The 16,386-nt window shown below is 36.8% G+C and carries 19 protein-coding genes; 10 read left to right on the top strand and 9 right to left on the bottom strand.

Going from position 1 to position 16,386, the window contains the following annotated elements; all coding sequences use genetic code 11:
* Window positions 1–47: 47 nt before the first annotated feature.
* On the bottom strand, window positions 48–761 hold the full coding sequence (locus tag ABH960_RS00095) for a DNA alkylation repair protein (RefSeq protein WP_404441856.1): 714 nt from the start codon (window positions 759–761) through the stop codon (window positions 48–50).
* A 118-nt stretch (window positions 762–879) separates the two neighbouring features.
* Between ABH960_RS00095 and ABH960_RS00090 the strand changes: the two genes are divergently transcribed.
* Window positions 880–1,347, top strand: coding sequence for a hypothetical protein (locus ABH960_RS00090; RefSeq protein ID WP_002034556.1), 468 nt, complete (start codon window positions 880–882; stop codon window positions 1,345–1,347).
* A 103-nt stretch (window positions 1,348–1,450) separates the two neighbouring features.
* On the opposite strand, the gene ABH960_RS00085 is transcribed toward ABH960_RS00090, so the two are convergent.
* Window positions 1,451–2,776, bottom strand: coding sequence for an ArsB/NhaD family transporter (locus ABH960_RS00085; protein ID WP_404441854.1), 1,326 nt, complete (start codon window positions 2,774–2,776; stop codon window positions 1,451–1,453).
* Between the two features lie 290 nt (window positions 2,777–3,066).
* Here ABH960_RS00085 and kapD point away from each other — a divergent pair, with 290 nt between their 5' ends.
* On the top strand, window positions 3,067–3,690 hold the full coding sequence (gene kapD, locus ABH960_RS00080) for a 3'-5' exonuclease KapD (RefSeq protein ID WP_219301097.1): 624 nt from the start codon (window positions 3,067–3,069) through the stop codon (window positions 3,688–3,690).
* 40 nt (window positions 3,691–3,730) lie between these two features.
* On the opposite strand, the gene kapB is transcribed toward kapD, so the two are convergent.
* Window positions 3,731–4,114 carry a kinase-associated lipoprotein KapB gene (gene kapB / locus ABH960_RS00075; RefSeq protein WP_001209324.1) on the bottom strand — a complete coding sequence of 128 codons (384 nt, stop codon included), beginning with the start codon at window positions 4,112–4,114 and terminating at the stop codon, window positions 3,731–3,733.
* Between the two features lie 171 nt (window positions 4,115–4,285).
* On the opposite strand from kapB, the gene ABH960_RS00070 reads away from it, so the two are divergent.
* Together ABH960_RS00070 and sodC are read left to right on the top strand one after the other, a co-directional pair.
* Window positions 4,286–4,462: a hypothetical protein gene (locus ABH960_RS00070; protein WP_000982764.1), complete on the top strand. Its 177-nt coding sequence runs from the start codon at window positions 4,286–4,288 to the stop codon at window positions 4,460–4,462.
* Between the two features lie 68 nt (window positions 4,463–4,530).
* Window positions 4,531–5,070: a superoxide dismutase [Cu-Zn] gene (gene sodC / locus ABH960_RS00065; protein WP_002143588.1), complete on the top strand. Its 540-nt coding sequence runs from the start codon at window positions 4,531–4,533 to the stop codon at window positions 5,068–5,070.
* A 118-nt stretch (window positions 5,071–5,188) separates the two neighbouring features.
* Here the strand turns inward: sodC and ABH960_RS00060 are convergent, their stop codons facing one another.
* On the bottom strand, window positions 5,189–6,340 hold the full coding sequence (locus ABH960_RS00060) for a MalY/PatB family protein (protein WP_404441850.1): 1,152 nt from the start codon (window positions 6,338–6,340) through the stop codon (window positions 5,189–5,191).
* A 117-nt stretch (window positions 6,341–6,457) separates the two neighbouring features.
* On the opposite strand from ABH960_RS00060, the gene ABH960_RS00055 reads away from it, so the two are divergent.
* Entirely contained in the window at window positions 6,458–6,709 is a 252-nt protein-coding gene (locus ABH960_RS00055; protein ID WP_002015854.1) for a YugE family protein, read from the top strand.
* Between the two features lie 178 nt (window positions 6,710–6,887).
* On the opposite strand, the gene ABH960_RS00050 is transcribed toward ABH960_RS00055, so the two are convergent.
* Together ABH960_RS00050 and ABH960_RS00045 are read right to left on the bottom strand one after the other, a co-directional pair.
* Window positions 6,888–7,727: an alpha/beta fold hydrolase gene (locus ABH960_RS00050; RefSeq protein WP_404441847.1), complete on the bottom strand. Its 840-nt coding sequence runs from the start codon at window positions 7,725–7,727 to the stop codon at window positions 6,888–6,890.
* Window positions 7,728–7,837: 110 nt separating this feature from the next.
* Window positions 7,838–8,830 carry a 2-hydroxyacid dehydrogenase gene (locus ABH960_RS00045; RefSeq protein WP_404441845.1) on the bottom strand — a complete coding sequence of 331 codons (993 nt, stop codon included), beginning with the start codon at window positions 8,828–8,830 and terminating at the stop codon, window positions 7,838–7,840.
* Window positions 8,831–8,948: 118 nt separating this feature from the next.
* On the opposite strand from ABH960_RS00045, the gene ABH960_RS00040 reads away from it, so the two are divergent.
* The 3 genes from ABH960_RS00040 to yugI all read left to right on the top strand — a co-directional run bounded on the left by ABH960_RS00040 (window position 8,949) and on the right by yugI (window position 11,230).
* Window positions 8,949–9,446: an Lrp/AsnC family transcriptional regulator gene (locus ABH960_RS00040; protein WP_404441843.1), complete on the top strand. Its 498-nt coding sequence runs from the start codon at window positions 8,949–8,951 to the stop codon at window positions 9,444–9,446.
* Entirely contained in the window at window positions 9,443–10,633 is a 1,191-nt protein-coding gene (locus tag ABH960_RS00035) for an aminotransferase (RefSeq protein ID WP_404441841.1), read from the top strand. Before ABH960_RS00040 ends, ABH960_RS00035 begins: the two co-directional genes overlap by 4 nt.
* 252 nt (window positions 10,634–10,885) lie before the next feature.
* Window positions 10,886–11,230: a S1 domain-containing post-transcriptional regulator GSP13 gene (gene yugI / locus ABH960_RS00030; protein WP_002015848.1), complete on the top strand. Its 345-nt coding sequence runs from the start codon at window positions 10,886–10,888 to the stop codon at window positions 11,228–11,230.
* A 112-nt stretch (window positions 11,231–11,342) separates the two neighbouring features.
* Here yugI and ABH960_RS00025 read toward each other — a convergent pair whose 3' ends face one another.
* Window positions 11,343–11,576: a DUF378 domain-containing protein gene (locus ABH960_RS00025; RefSeq protein ID WP_002089278.1), complete on the bottom strand. Its 234-nt coding sequence runs from the start codon at window positions 11,574–11,576 to the stop codon at window positions 11,343–11,345.
* A 283-nt stretch (window positions 11,577–11,859) separates the two neighbouring features.
* Here ABH960_RS00025 and ABH960_RS00020 point away from each other — a divergent pair, with 283 nt between their 5' ends.
* Window positions 11,860–13,212, top strand: coding sequence for a glucose-6-phosphate isomerase (locus ABH960_RS00020; protein ID WP_002015845.1), 1,353 nt, complete (start codon window positions 11,860–11,862; stop codon window positions 13,210–13,212).
* A gap of 108 nt (window positions 13,213–13,320) precedes the next feature.
* A complete protein-coding gene (locus ABH960_RS00015) occupies window positions 13,321–13,734 on the top strand; it encodes a YugN-like family protein (protein WP_404441839.1) in 414 nt (137 codons plus the stop codon).
* Here the strand turns inward: ABH960_RS00015 and ABH960_RS00010 are convergent.
* Together ABH960_RS00010 and ABH960_RS00005 are read right to left on the bottom strand one after the other, a co-directional pair.
* Window positions 13,721–14,716: a potassium channel family protein gene (locus ABH960_RS00010; protein WP_002191049.1), complete on the bottom strand. Its 996-nt coding sequence runs from the start codon at window positions 14,714–14,716 to the stop codon at window positions 13,721–13,723. The two genes, ABH960_RS00015 and ABH960_RS00010, sit on opposite strands and share 14 nt — an antisense overlap.
* A 379-nt stretch (window positions 14,717–15,095) precedes the next feature.
* Window positions 15,096–15,776 carry an MgtC/SapB family protein gene (locus ABH960_RS00005; RefSeq protein WP_002067957.1) on the bottom strand — a complete coding sequence of 227 codons (681 nt, stop codon included), beginning with the start codon at window positions 15,774–15,776 and terminating at the stop codon, window positions 15,096–15,098.
* Window positions 15,777–16,386: the final 610 nt, after the last annotated feature.

Raw genomic sequence — 16,386 nt, 5'->3', positions numbered from 1 at the left:
TATTTTAACACGTTCTTTTTTAAATCTCAATAGAGGAACGTGCCCATCTAGGATAGAGTCTCGCCTATTTTTTCGTTATTTATTCCGTAATTTTGCTTAATGTGCTTAATTGCTTCGCGTTTACTTAATGGAGCGAGTTCGTTGTTTTGAACGTATTCCCATACTACATCTGGTTTCGTTTTTGCATATTCGCGAAGGACCCAGCCGATTGCTTTTTGAATGAAAAATTCTTTTGAGGAATGTAGTTGTCCGATAATCCAGAAAAGGAGTTCTTCATCCATTTTTTGTTTATATTTTAGCTGGAATAAAATAGCGGCACGTTGTAACCATATGTTTTCTGATGCAATCCACTTTGGAATATATGCGGAAATTAATTCTGGATGTTTTAAAAAGATAGCACCTAAAAATGTAGGGACGATGCTATCAACAGAATCCCACCAAGATTTTGTGACAATAAGTTCTTCTAGAAATGGGATGTGAGTTTCATTTATGTGTTTTTTATATTTTTGCATGATATCGAGTGCGGCAGCTTGAAATTCACGTTCTGGTAGGTCCCAAAGTTCACGCATGATAATTTGGAAGTCCTTTTTATCTGGGAGAGTATGTATTTGAATGATGTCTTTCAATAACTGTCTTCTCTCAGGAGTTTGAATACCGAGAAACGGGAAGTGATTTTTCATATAACGTGCCATCGGTTCTGCTTTTTCGGGATTTTGATGAGCTGTAAAATGCTCTTGTAGTGCCTTTACAAATGGATGCATAGGTATGTGCTCCTCTCTCATTATCTTTCTCTTCTTATTATACAAAGAGTTTGGTTAAATTTTAAAACATAACTTGCACTGTAATGAAATATGTTGAGAAGAGAGAGGAGAGGATAAGATGGAAGATCAAGGCGTACTAGCAGGTTTCTTTGCTCTTAGTTTTGCGTTTATGCTTGTTATAATAATTTGGGCAATTATTTCGTATTTGTTAACGGCTTTTGCACTTTATACGATGGCGAAAAATGATGGTGCAACTGATGGTGTTCTTGCTTTTATTCCGTTTATAAATAGTAAGATATGGGGTGATTTAGCGAAAGATAAATTACCAGATTTCTTGAAAGAAGAAGCAGGGTGGAAAGTATTTGGCATATATGTTGGATGCTTCATCTTTAATTTCGTACCAATTCTATATATATTAGCAACAGCTGTATCACTTGTACTGTCTATTTATCTTATATATGCTATTTTGGATAGATACGGAACGAATTCCATACTATTTACGATCATTCATACAATCACGTTTTCGGTTTTCTTGCCGATTCATTTGTTCATTATTCGGAATGAACCGGTGAGGTATAACGAGTAGGCGTATCAAAGTTGCCCTACGGTCGATATATTTGATTCTATAATAATTCGGATATGCTGAAAAAAGAACGAAAGCGCCCTGCTGAGCAGGGCGCTTTTTTCTACTACATAAGATAGCGTAAGTAAATGTAAATGTGAGAAATGATTAATGAAACGATCATAATTGGGAAGCCGACTTTAAGGAATTCCATGTAGCTGAATTTATGTCCTTCACGACTTGCGATTCCGGCTACGATTACGTTAGCAGAAGCTCCGATTAATGTTCCGTTTCCACCTAAGCAAGCACCTAATGCTAATGCCCACCATAGTACGTCGATTTGTGCGTCAGAAGGTGATAAACCTAGCCCAACTGCCATATCGTTAATAAGTGGAATCATTGTTGCAACGAATGGAATGTTATCGATTGTTGCAGAGGCGATACCAGATACCCATAGAATAAGGATAGATGCCTGAGAGATATCTCCGCCTGTTATTCCAATTACTTTTTGAGCTAACATTTTGATAAGCCCGATATCGATAAGTCCTCCAACGAGTACGAATAGTCCCGCGAAGAAGAAGATTGTTACCCACTCTACACTTGCGAATACCTCTTCAATTTCATGTTCTTTCACACCGATTAGCATAAGTACAGTAGCGCCAGTTAAGGCGATGATAGCTGCATCAATATGGAAAATGGAATGAGTCATGAAGCCTACAATAGTAAGGCCAAGTACTGTTAAAGATTTCTTCATTAATACTGGGTCTTTAATGTATTGTTTTTCATCTAAGCTCATTAACTTTTTAATTTGTACAGGATCAGCAATTAATTGCTTACGGTACATGAAGTAAAGAATTGTTGCTATAACAGCAATAATGATGATTACGATAGGTGCTAAGTTGAATAAGAAAGCATTGAAATCTAAATGCTTATTTGCAGAACCAATCATAATATTTGGTGGATCACCAATTAATGTTGCTGTTCCTCCGATATTTGAAAAAATAATTTCAGAAAGTAAATATGGGACAGGATTTACTTGCAAGATGCGCGTAATAGATAAAGTAACTGGAACAACAAGAAGTACTGTTGTAACGTTATCTAAAAATGCGGAGCCAAGCGCGGTAAGTAAGGAAAGTGAAATTAAAATTTTAATTGGATTTCCTTGTGCTCCTTTTGCGGCTTTAATGGCAACGTATTGGAAGACACCTGACTTACTTGTAATATTTACCAGTATCATCATGCCGATGAGTAATGTAATTGTTCCCCATTCAATATGCTTCGTAAAGGCATTGTGTAAGTCAACGACCCCTGCAATTACCATGAATGCTGCACCAAGAAGTGCGATGACAGCACGGTTAATTTTTTCAGAAATAATAATGGCATATGTAATTAAAAAGACTGCGATAGCGAAATAATACTGCCAGTTTGCGAGTTCTTGCGTTGTTTCGTGCAAAACTCTCATCTCCTTTCATTCACTTTTCTTAGTGTGTCAAAAAATTAACTAGATGAAACACACATAACGTCATTATAAAGTAGAAAAATGGCGGATGTAAATGAAAGGGTTTATTTTGTCATATTTTCTGCATAGGTCATTTTTTCTTATTTTTAAAAATATTTGTGGGCATCTGACATATATATAAGATACATCCAATCTGAATATTTAAAATCGAATCAGCATTCGAGCTTGTTCGTGTAGGAGTGTCAAATAGAAAGGAATGACAAATATGATAAGGAAGGGATCGTATGGATGAACAACGATTTTTGTTTTTAGACTTTGAGTTTACGATGCCCCAGCATAGAAAAAAGCCAAAAGGTTTTTTCCCAGAAATTATTGAGGTCGGACTCGTTTCAGTTGTTGGTTGTAAGGTGGAAGATACGTATTCATCGCATATTAGACCGAAAACATTTCCGTCTTTAACGGATCGATGTAAAAAATTTTTAGGAATTAAACAGGAAGTAGTGGACAAAGGAATTTCTTTTCATGAACTTGTTGAGAAACTTGCAGAATATGAAAAGAGTGGTAGACCGACAATTGTAACGTGGGGAAATATGGATATGAAAGTCTTAAAGCATAACTGTGAAATGGCGGGAGTAGAATTTCCATTCTTTGGACAGTGTCGTGATTTATCGCTTGAGTATAAGAAGTTTTTTGGAGAGAGAAATCAAACAGGGCTGTGGAAGGCAATTGAGGCGTATGGAAAAGCAGGAACAGGAAAGCATCATTGTGCGCTTGATGATGCGATGACGACATATAATATTTTTAAGTTAGTAGAAAAAGATAAAGAGTATTTAGTCAAACCAGCACCTCCGACATTAGGGGAACTTGTTGATTTTTCGAAAGTGTTAAAGAAAGTGAGTACACAGTAACGACCAAATTGCAAAATATGTAATTTGGTCGTTTTGTTTTTTAAAGTTTGTAATCTTGCTTCAATTGCTGAAGTGTTTCTAGACTACGCCCCGCAAAAGGTGAATCATCTTCAGAAAATGAATTCATTTGAGTTTCTAATGCTAATTTTAGTGACTCTGTATAATCCGGAATTTCTCCTTCATATTTCTTCACCATTTGCTCTGGAATGTTCGTCTGTTCACGAAAAGCTAAAGCACGTCTTTCATGGAAGAATGGTACGTCAGCTTGTTTTACATTATGTAAATCACCTTGCACTGGATGTTTTAAAACAGCTAGTACTTTTACGACGTAACTGCCAGGACGGCTATTTGTAATTTCGCCGATGTATTTTCCAGTTTTATAAATACCAGTAACGATTTCACCAATTTCAAATGTTTCTCTCATATTTTTCACCTCAAGTTTATAGTAAGGAAAGTATAAGAAGGAGTCAAAGAAATTAGTTGATTTTTGAATGTCCTTGAGAATATGACAGGCTTCAATTATAATTTAAGATGATAAAACAGAAAATTCTGATGTTTATTCTTGTCATAAATTCCCCGATAAGGAGTGTTCTATATGATGCCTTTATATTTTCCTGAAGATAAAACGGAGTATATTATTCCAGGTATTGTTTGCGTTCTATTTATCATCGGTGCGGTTGCTACGTGGCGTATGTTTATTCGTGTATCAAAACGAGAAGCAGAGCGATTACAGAAAGTAGAAGAAAAGCTTTTAGCTGAAAAGAAACGGTAGTTCATTTTTGTATGTTTCCCTCTATGCTCGGACAATCTAAGGGCAGAAAGCATTTTGGAGGGAATTGAATGAAAAGACGGCTTTTTTTCAGTTGTTGTTTATTATTTCTAATGGCGGGTTGTGACCAAGGGAAGCCGAAAGAAATTGATGTGAAATTACATAATGCTTCAGGTGATGAAGTTGGGACTGCAAAAGTAGTTCAGCAAACAAGTGGAGTGAAAATTACGATTAAAGCGGAAGGCTTTACACCAGGACCACACGGGATACATGTGCATGAAATCGGAGAATGTAAAGCGCCACGTTTCGAATCATCTGGGAATCATTTTAATCCGGATAATAAAAAACATGGGCTCTTGAATCCGAAAGGTGCAGAAAATGGTGATTTACCGAACGTAGTTGCAGACGGTTCGGGAAAGATTAAAGCAGAAATCGATGCTCCGCATATAACGCTTGAAGAAGGAAAAACGACGATTCATAGAAAAGATGGAGCGTCTATTATTATTACAGAAAACGCTGATGATGGTATGACGCAACCAACGGGTAAATCTGGTGGCCGAATTGCTTGCGGTGTTATCGTAAAAAAAGTGTCGGATATGAAGAAAAAATAGAAGCTACCTTGAATGGTAGATTTTGTTGTAAAACCGCATGATAGTAAGTGGAATTATATCGATTTATCGAAAAAAAGGAGGCTATCCCAAAATCATTTTGGGATAGCCCCCTTTTTTGTTATGAGAATGTATGACGCAGTCTGTTTAAAATTTCTTCTAAAACAGATCTAGGACAGCCAATGTTAATTCTTATATGGGCTTCTCCACCTGTTCCGTATTTCTCACCAGGATCAACGATGATTTTACCTTTCTCTTCAAGCAAGGCTGTTCGTTTATTTTGAGAAAGGTCCAAGTGGGAACAATCAATCCACAGTAAAAAACTGCCTTCTGGTTTAATTATAGAAAGAGATGGTATGTGATTTTGAATATACTCACAAGCAAATTGAGCGTTATCTTCAACGTACAATCGAATTTCATTTAGCCAATCATTACATTCTGTATAGGCACTTTGCATTGCTGTATAAGCAAATGTATTTAATCCGTGGAATCCTTGTCTATGTTGGATAGACATAAAGGCATTACGGAGATTTTCATTCGGAATAATAATGGTTGATGCTTGTAATCCAGCGATATTAAATGTTTTGCTCGGAGCCATACAAGTAATAGTGCGTGCTGCTAATTCTTCAGATAAAGAAGCAAACGGTGTATGAGTATGGCCTCTATAAATAATATCGGCATGAATTTCATCCGCGACAACGGTTACATTATATTGCGTACATAACGTACCGAGTTTTGTTAGCTCCTCTTTCGTCCAAACGCGCCCGATAGGATTGTGAGGGCTGCAAAGAAGCATTAGTTTTACACCTTGTTTAAATTGAGTTTCTAGATGCTCGAAGTCTATCTTATATATGCCATTTTGTTTAAACAAGGGACTCTCACATAATTGTCTATTATTTGTTTTGACCATTTCAAAAAATGGTGGATAAATAGGAGGTTGTACGAGTACGGCTTCTCCTTCTTTCGTTATAGCTTGTATGCTCGTACTAAGAGCTGGGACGATACCTGCGCTAAATACAATCCATTCTTTTTGTATTTCCCAATTGTATTGGCTTTTCGTCCAATTACAAATGATATTCCCAATATTTTCAGGAGGAAGTGTATAGCCGAAAATAGGATGTTCTGTGCGTTTTTGTAATGCAGTTTGAATTGGTTTTGGTACTTCAAAATCCATATCGGCAATCCAAGCGTGGATGAGCTCTTCATTTTTATATGTATCCCATTTTGTACTATGCGTTCCGCGACGATTTACCGTTTTATGAAATAGTTGCATATGTTTGCTCCTTTCTTCTGTCAAACTGTTAAGTTATGAAAATTCTCACTCTTCTTATAGAATAGCTGATGTGATACGATAAAGAAAAGCATTAAAAAGTGAAAAGGCGGGAAGCAGATGGGTGCATATGACAAAATGATTGAGGTTGTGAAAAATTGGGATCCGTTTCAAATGGGGCCGGAGTTTTATGAAACAGAAGCGAGCGATGTTGTAAACGTCGTAAGTGTGTTTGATGATCCGAAATACATCGCAAAGAAGATTCAACATATATACTTTATGTCTTTTGAAGAAGTACCTGCACTTGAAAAATGCGAAAAATTAGCAGTAGAGTTACTCGTACTAAAAGAAGGCGGAAGTTGTTCATTATAGGCTGTCGGAATTTACGACAGCCTTTTTGTTTATTTTCATTTGTGAGGATGGATTAAAGCTTCATTTTATCCCGCTATTTGCGGGCAGTAAGACTCCCGCCTCAAAATTCGGTTGAAGCAAAGAGGTTAGGCGAGAAATCAAACTGCCCGTAAAAACCCCCACGGATTAAAGCCTCACTTTATTGCGCCGCAAACGTAATAATTTCTTCATAAACATGATCGGGCTTTTCTTCAGGTAGTAAGTGCCCTGTATTTTCGTAAGAAATGAAAGTTGAATTAGGTAGGTCCTTATGGAGACGGTGTCCTACATGTACAGGGACGACGCGATCTTTTTCACCCCAAATGAGTAATACTGGGGTTTCGATTTTTTGTAATTCAGTTGAAGATAAGTCACCTTCACGGTCTCTTATCATTCGAGTTAAAGCAGGGAATATACGATCATCATAAAAAGGAGCAGCGTAGCCTTCCATCATTTCATTGTCAATTAATGAATGGTCATGAACGACATTCATTAAGTTATGGACGATGCCCCTTCGAATAATCCAGTTCTTCACGTATAAGTGGAAGAACGGTAAATAAGAGGAGTACAGTAAAGGTAAGTTTGCGCGTGCTAAATAACTAGAGCTACATAGTAAAATCGTCTTTGAAATTAATTCAGGGCGTAGTCGGTTTACAAAGAGTGAAATTTGTCCGCCCATAGAATGGCCAACTAGTACAATATTCGAGAGAGATAAATGTTCGATTAAATCGATAATAATAGCTGCTAAATTGTGATAAGAATATTTAAAGAGATGAGATTTATCACTTTTTCCGAATGGTGGTAAATCAAGGGCAATTACTGTACCTTCCTTTGTTAGTAAAGGAATGAGTCGTCGATAGCTAAATGAGGAAGAGAGGAAGCCGTGAACGAGTACGAAAGTAGGTCGTTCTTTTTTAGTATTATGTTCATACAATTCGTAATGAATAGTAGTCCCGCGAGTGGAAAAAGTGAAGTAAGGGCATTTGCATTCATGGTTCATTTTTTGTCACTCCATTGATTTTTGTTCATATCATCTCCCGGCAAGAAACAAAATATGTTAACAAAAAAAGGCAAGATGACGATGTCATCTTGCCTTTCGCGTATTTATAATTACCCACGCACAATATTAGGTGGTGTTTTTCCTTGTAATCCTGCTACTAAATTTTCAGCAGCTGTCATTGCCATTTGCTGCCGAGTTTTTAATGTTGCAGATCCGATGTGCGGTAAAGTTACAACATTTTGTAATGATAAGAGCGGATTATCTTTTTGAATCGGCTCTTGTGTAAAAGTATCGATGCCCGCTGCAAAGATTTTCTTTTCTGTTAATGCATGGATTAACGCTTCTTCATCTACTGTTTTTCCGCGAGAAGCATTAATGAAGATTGCAGTTTCTTTCATTAATGAAAATTCCTTTTCTCCAATAAGATGATATGTTTCATCTGTTAGTGGAGTAAGAAGGACAATAAAGTCAGATTGTTTTAGTAGCGTCTGTAAATCACAATATGTAGCATCGAATTTTTGCTCTGCTTCTTCTTTACGGCGACGGTTATAATAAAGAACATTCATATCAAATCCGAATTTCGCTCGTTTTGCGACAGCTTCACCAATGCGTCCCATTCCGATAATACCGATTGTACTATGGTGTACATCTAGTCCGAAGTGTTCTTTTCCAATTTCAGCGTTCCATTCACCATTTTTCACGTAGGAGTCGAGTTCACAAACACGGCGACCGGCAGATAACATAAGAGCGAAAACAAGGTCGGCTACTGTATCATCTAGTACGTATGGTGTATTCGTTCCGATGACATTTCGCTTTTCCATCGCTTGTAAATCAAAATTATCGTAACCGACAGAAATGTTGCTTACTACTTTTAAGTTAGGAGCCGCTTCTAATAATTCTTCATTAATAGCAGATCCAAAATTTAATAAACCATCTTTATCTTGTATTTTCTCTAATAGAACATCACGAGGTACCTTCTCATCTTGATCCCATTTTTCGAAATCACAGTGTTCTGATAAATAGTTTTCTACAAATGTTGGAACTGGTTCGGCAATATATACTTTTGGTTTCACGGTTCCATCCCCTTTCGCTTTATCACGCATTTTTCCGCTGATTAAAGTTTCACTTTATTTTGACATAATTCACTAAAAAAATCTTCTTTTCAAACTGGAAAGGGTATTTGTATAATTTAGACACAACAGAAAAGGAAGGATGATTTATATGGTGACAGAGAAAGAATTGGAATTATTAGCTTGTCTTGAAAAGAATAGTCGTTTATCTGTAGATACATTAGCGAAGTTGTTAAATATAGAAGTAGAAGAAGCGAAAAAAATGGTTATGAAATTAGAAAGTGAAAAGATTATCGTGGACTATGTAACACATATCGATTGGACAAAAGTGAAAGAACATACTGGTTTAACGGCGATGATTGATGTGAAAGTTACACCGAAGCGTGGTGTCGGTTTTGATGCAGTAGCTGAACAAATTTATCGTTATTCAGAAGTAAAATCTGCGTATTTAATGTCAGGGACATACGATCTTTCTATTACATTAGAAGGAAAGACGATGGGAGAAGTAGCGATGTTTGTTTCTGAGAAATTAGCAACAATTGAATCTGTCGTTTCTACAACAACGCATTTCATTTTGAAGAAGTATAAACATGAGGGAATTATTTACGAAAAAAACGATGATGATAAGCGCATTGTGGTGACACCATGAAGCAATTTGAACTATCTAGAACGGCAGAATCTTTACAACCATCTGGTATTCGAAAGTTTTTCGATTTAGCAGCAAATATGAAAGGTGTTATTTCTCTTGGAGTAGGAGAGCCTGACTTTGTTACACCTTGGAATGTAAGGCAAGCATGTATTCGTTCTTTAGAACAAGGATATACGTCATATACAGCAAATGCAGGATTATTGGAGCTCCGTCAAGAAATAGCAAAGTATCTAAAAAAACAATTTGCAGTATCTTATGATCCGAATGATGAAATCATTGTTACAGTTGGAGCGAGTCAAGCGCTAGATGTAGCGATGCGTGCTATTGTAAACCCTGATGATGAAATACTTATTATTGAACCAAGTTTCGTTTCGTATGCACCGCTTGTTACGTTAGCGGGCGGGGTCCCAGTTCCAGTGGCGACTTCATTAGAAGCTGAATTTAAAGTACAGCCAGATCAAATTGAAGCAGCTATTACAACGAAAACAAAGGCAATATTACTTTGTTCTCCCAATAACCCAACAGGCGCAATGTTAAATAAATCCGAATTAGAAAAGCTAGCTGTTATTGTTGAGAAGTATAATTTAATCGTGTTATCGGATGAAATTTATGCAGAGCTCGTATACGACGAAGCATATACGAGTTTCGCGAGTATTAAAAATATGCGTGACCATACGATTTTAATTTCAGGGTTTTCAAAAGGGTTTGCCATGACGGGATGGCGTCTTGGGATGATTGCAGCCCCTGTTCAATTTTCAGAATTAATGCTCAAAATCCACCAGTATTCAATGATGTGTGCACCAACGATGTCTCAATTTGCAGCGCTTGAAGCATTACGCGGAGGAAATGATGAAGTAATTCGAATGAGAGATAGCTATAAAAAGCGTCGTAACTTTATGACGACATCTTTCAATGAAATGGGCTTAACATGTCATGTACCAGGCGGGGCATTTTATGTCTTCCCTTCTATAGCTTCAACCGGACTATCTTCAGCAGAATTTGCAGAACAATTATTATTAGAAGAAAAAGTGGCTGTTGTTCCTGGAAATGTGTTTGGCGGGAGTGGTGAAGGATTTATTCGTTGTTCATATGCAACATCGCTTGAGCAACTTATGGAAGCAATGAAGAGAATGGAACGGTTCATAGAGAATAAAAAAAGGACAAAACACAATACGTTTTGTCCATAAAAGGGGGGGAATACTAGAAAGCCATGTGTTAGTATTCTATCCTAATATTGGAGAATTATACGTATTACAGGAAATTTTTTCGTGAATTTTGAATGAGTTCTATCAAAGTGGTATAATTTACTAATATAAGGTGGGAGTATCCTCGGTGTTTTACTTAGGATACTTACCACTAATCGGATATTTAACAATAAATACATCTGCTTTGCTATTTACAATTGTAGAGAAAATGGTAAACGTATGGGAGTGTTTCACATGTCAGAACAATATACAACGGGAGTGGTTGTAACAGGGAAAGTAACTGGAATTCAAGATTACGGTGCATTTGTAGCTTTGGATGCAGAAACACAAGGACTTGTGCATATATCTGAAATCACAAATGGGTATGTAAAAGACATTCATGACTTTTTAAAGGTCGGAGATACAGTAGAAGTAAAAGTACTTTCAATTGATGAAGAACACAGAAAAATGAGTTTATCGTTAAAAGCGGCGAAAAGAAAGCAAGGACGAATTCTTATACCGAATCCATCAGAGAACGGATTTAATACACTGCGAGAAAAGCTAGCGGAATGGATTGAAGAGTCGGAGGTAATAAAGTAAAAGAGGAACGCATATGAGCGTTCCTCTTTTACTGTGACTTATGATATATATATTTGCAAATATGATTGCATGCAATCATATTCGTATGTCGGAGGCGAAAAAGACATACTGACTATTGAATTTCATGTGTTTCTGGGTGAGTACCAAGATTCTCGGATGGTTTAAATAGTAAGCCGAGATTGATAAGCCCAGAAATACCAACGATGCCGTAAATAATACGTGCAAGAGCTGATTTCTGTCCCCCGAAAATAGCCGCTACTAAGTCAAACTGGAAGAACCCGATCAGTCCCCAGTTAACAGCGCCGATTACAGTGAAGACTAATGCGATACGTTGCAAGGTACTCATGAAAAGTCCCCCCCTTAATGTGAAGCGTGAGCAAGCAAGGAGTTAATAAGAAAATTTAACTCCTTTATAGAATGGTATAGTTTTGTTGTTTTTATACATGAAAAATGTACGAAAAACGATGTATATACATCTATACCGAAAAATTCGAATTTTTATGCAAAAAATGAACTTTTTCTAAAAAATAAATAATGGTTACGTTTACAATTGCTGAATCGCTTGATTTACAACTTTAGTTTCGCTAAAGTGAATACAGAAATACATATACATAATTGGAGGGAAAAAGATGAGTACACATGTAACGTTCGACTATTCTAAAGCGTTATCCTTCATCGGTGAAAATGAACTAACTTATTTACGTGATGCAGTAAAAGTAACACATCATGCAATCCACGAAAAAACTGGAGCTGGGAACGATTTCCTTGGGTGGGTAGAGCTTCCGCTTCAATATGATAAAGAAGAATTCGCTCGCATTCAAAAATGCGCAGAAAAAATTAAAAATGACTCTGATATTTTACTTGTTGTAGGTATTGGTGGTTCTTACCTAGGAGCACGCGCAGCAATTGAAATGTTAAACCATTCTTTCTATAACACGCTTTCTAAAGAACAACGTAAAACTCCACAAGTGCTATTTGTTGGACAAAACATTAGCTCCACTTACATGAAAGATTTAATGGACGTACTAGAAGGTAAAGACTTTTCTATTAACGTTATTTCCAAATCAGGTACAACAACAGAGCCTGCAATCGCATTCCGTATTTTCCGTAAATTATTAGAAGAAAAGTATGGAAAAGAAGAAGCACGCAAACGTATTTATGCGACTACAGATAAAGCGCGCGGTGCTTTAAAAACATTATCTGATAATGAAGGCTACGAAACGTTCGTTATTCCAGATGATGTTGGCGGTCGTTTCTCTGTATTAACACCAGTAGGTTTATTGCCAATCGCTGTAAGTGGCCTAAACATTGAAGAGATGATGAAAGGTGCAGCTGCTGGTCATAATGATTTCGCGAAATCAGAACTTGAAGAAAACCCGGCTTACCAATACGCAGTAGTTCGTAATGCTCTATATAATAAAGGGAAAACAATTGAAATGCTTGTTAACTATGAGCCAGCACTTCACTACTTCTCTGAGTGGTGGAAACAGTTATTTGGTGAAAGTGAAGGAAAAGATCAAAAAGGTATTTTCCCATCTTCAGCAAACTTCTCAACTGACTTACACTCATTAGGTCAATACATTCAAGAAGGTCGTCGTGACCTATTCGAAACAGTTCTTAAAGTAGGTAAATCTACACACGAACTAAAAATCGAATTAGACGACAACGATTTAGATGGATTAAACTACCTTGCTGGTGAAACGATAGACTTCGTAAACACAAAAGCATACGAAGGTACATTACTTGCACATAGCGATGGCGGAGTACCAAACTTAATCGTAAACATCCCTGAATTAAATGAGTACACATTCGGTTACCTTGTATACTTCTTCGAAAAAGCATGTGCGATGAGCGGCTACCTATTAGGCGTAAATCCATTTGACCAACCAGGAGTAGAAGCATACAAGAAAAACATGTTTGCTTTACTTGGTAAACCAGGATTTGAAGAATTAAAAGCAGAATTAGAAGAGCGTTTAAAATAATGAAAAGCGATCGGGTCTCCGGTCGCTTTTTATTATTTTGTTGAAAGGTACATCGGTATATTCAAACTAGAATGGGTATGCTAAAGGAAAAGTCTAGGAGGGATGGGCTTGATTCCGATTCAATCAAAATTAGAAGGATGTACATATGCGTTATATAAGTTAGAAGAGGTTATGAAACCACTTGGATATAGTATTGGCGGCAATTGGGATTATGATAAAGGATGCTTTGATTATAAAATCGACGAAGAAGAAGGGTATCAATTTTTACGCGTACCATTTACAGCGGTGGATGGGGAACTAGATGTGCCTGGTGTAATAGTCCGTCTTGAAACACCGTATATTCTTTCGCACGTATATCAAGACGAACTAGATGATAATGTTAATGCTTTAACAGCTGGAACGAGTGGATTGGATCAATTTGCGGAGCCGCAAGATCCAGATGGAGATGTGAAAAGAAAGTATGTCAATATTGGTAAAGTATTGGTACAAGAACTAGAAAAACATTTTTTTAATGGTGAATAACGATGAGTATGTCGCTTTCGATGAGAATGAAAGAATGAACTGGATTGATCATATATTGTTCGTCGCGCTTTACACCTAGTAAGAGAATGTTTTGCTTTAAAAGAGTATAGCTACAATTTGCAAAGGATTGTCCGGTGCAGGACGGGGGAATCTCCATCAGTTGTAATTTGTTATCAGAGATTTCATCGTAAAGTGAGAATAGTACACCTGAAATGGAAGGGAATAAAAGAGAAGCGGTAAATACATAGCTCGTTAATTTATTTCCTTCTATAATTTCTGATACGCCAGCTCTCGTTGCATTTTGGATTTGTTCAGAAGTAAGAAGTTCAGCGATGCAGTGAATGTTTGGATTAAGTCCTTTTGCAGTTAAAATATTTAAAATGGACTGTGTATCTGCTAAGCTTTCGTTCTTCTCTTTATCCGCTGTTATTAATATAGTGTGAGCTGTTGTAATGTTAGCTTTTAATAAAGTTTGATCGTGATGCGGACAACCTTTTATAAATTCTAAATGATGAAATGGCTTTGGAAGTAAAGAAAGTGTTTCATCAATTAAAACGATATCAAGGTTCGGTTGTAATATGTGCATTTGTTTTACAACATGTTTTGCACGCTCATTCCAGCCAACGATAATCATATGACCATTAGAGGTAGCAGCTGCTTCACCTTTAATTCTCATATATTGTTTATTAATCATGTCGGTAGCGAATAGAACCATATAATAAGAACAAAATCCCGTCCCTAATAAAATAATACATATACCAATAAGTTTTCCTATCGTTGTATGGGGGGCGAAATCGCCGTATCCAACGGTGAAAATGGTAACGATTGACCACCAAACCCCGTCGAACCATGTGGTGAAGTGAGATGGCTCTAATATATGTATAAGAAAGCCGGAGAAGGCAGTAAGTACAATAATAAAACAAATTAAACGAAAAATAATGGAATCACGAAATGTATCTACTAAATTCGGACGGGATTTCAAGTTCCTATTCCTCCTTACTTTTCAGGACTACATTCATTGTTACCATTATAGAAAAAAGAAAAACTCTCTAATTAAAAAGAGAGTTTTTCTTTAACTACTCAGTCACTCTATGAAAAAACGCCAGAAAAGCATTTTTTAAAATGACCGAGAGGGACTGGTTATGTATAGTATAGGATCGGTCAGTGTCTTTTCCTGCCATGCGCGAAGTTTTAAAACAAAGAAAGGTAGAGGACCATTTTATCTCCATGGCAGTAATCTATATGCTGAAAAATGAAAATAACTTTCTATAGGTAATAAGGTACGTATTCTCGCGGGAGTAATACACCTTATCTAACTTCTAAATGAAAGGTATGGCTGGTTAGTAACGTTTTTCTTTATGTTACATACTCTCCACTTCGGTTTGTTGAACACTTTCAAGATGCTGAAGAGCATAATAAACATCAGCGGTATGTCTTTTTTGATCGATAGACAATTTCAAATGTAAATAGTGCGAACCATTTTCCAATGTTTTGAGCTTCATGTTCTTAACTTTTATATCCATTTCTTTTATTTCTTCAATTACGGTCGGGATATTGTCCATATTTCGTACAACGAGTTTCACTGCGATATCACGTTGGCGAAATGATCTAGGACCGACGTATTTCATCGCTAATGGTATAAGTTCTACACTAATCATAAGGAAACACATTCCGAAAATAGCCTCGATATAGAAACCAGCTCCAACGGCAATGCCGATGCCAGAAGCACCCCAAATCATAGCGGCGGTCGTTAATCCCGCAATACTATCGTTTCCTCTGCGTAAAATTACACCGGCACCTAAAAAACCAATTCCTGATACAATTTGAGCGGCAAGTCGAAGTGGATCCATATTCATATGATCGGTATGTGGTAAGTTGTAAGCTGCTTTAATAGAAACAATGGTTAGGAGGCAACTAATAATAGAAATAACTAAACAAGTTTTTAAGCCGAGTGGTTTACGTTTTAATTCGCGCTCTAAACCGATAGCGAATCCTAAAATAGCCGAGAGACCTAGTTTTATTAATAAGTCGGTGTAGTCCATGTGTATTCCTCCTTGTATGATATAGTATATGAATAAAACGTTTATCCCACTATTTGCGGGCAGTAAGCCCCGCCTCAAAATTCGCCGAATGTGAGAAAGATAGGTGGGAGACAACTGCCCGTAAATGCCCGATTGGTGAAGGCTAATAATCAGTGGGGGATGAACACCCCCCACACTGATTAAAGTTTCACTTTATATAGAAAGAAACGTTTTGTGACAGAGGGACTTTCTATAGAATATATGTAGGAATTACTTAGAAATGAAAGGGATGTTTCGTTTAAGTATATGATATTAAAAAAGAAATGTAGTTGGTTTCAAAAAAGTTTTCAAAAGGTGTTGCATTTCATTTTTTCACATGATATATTAATAAACGTCGCTGATGCAGAAACGCAGAAAACGACAAAAAAGAAATTGAAAAACATAGTTGACATCGAAAAATGAAGATGTTAATATGATGAAGTCGCTTCTGAAGCGGCAGATAAGTTCTTTGAAAACTGAACGAAACAAACAACGTGAACGTCAATTTTTATTTTTAGATGCTAGACAAACTAACTTTATTGGAGAGTTTGATCCTGGCTCAGGATGAACGCTGGCGGCGTGCCTAATACAT

It is taken from the genome of Bacillus sp. RC252 (genome assembly GCF_044909215.1).
In the GTDB taxonomy this organism is placed as follows: Bacteria; Bacillota; Bacilli; order Bacillales; family Bacillaceae_G; genus Bacillus_A; species Bacillus_A mycoides.
The sequence above is the reverse complement of the archived record's forward strand: the minus strand, read 5'-3'. Positions and strand labels throughout refer to the sequence as shown.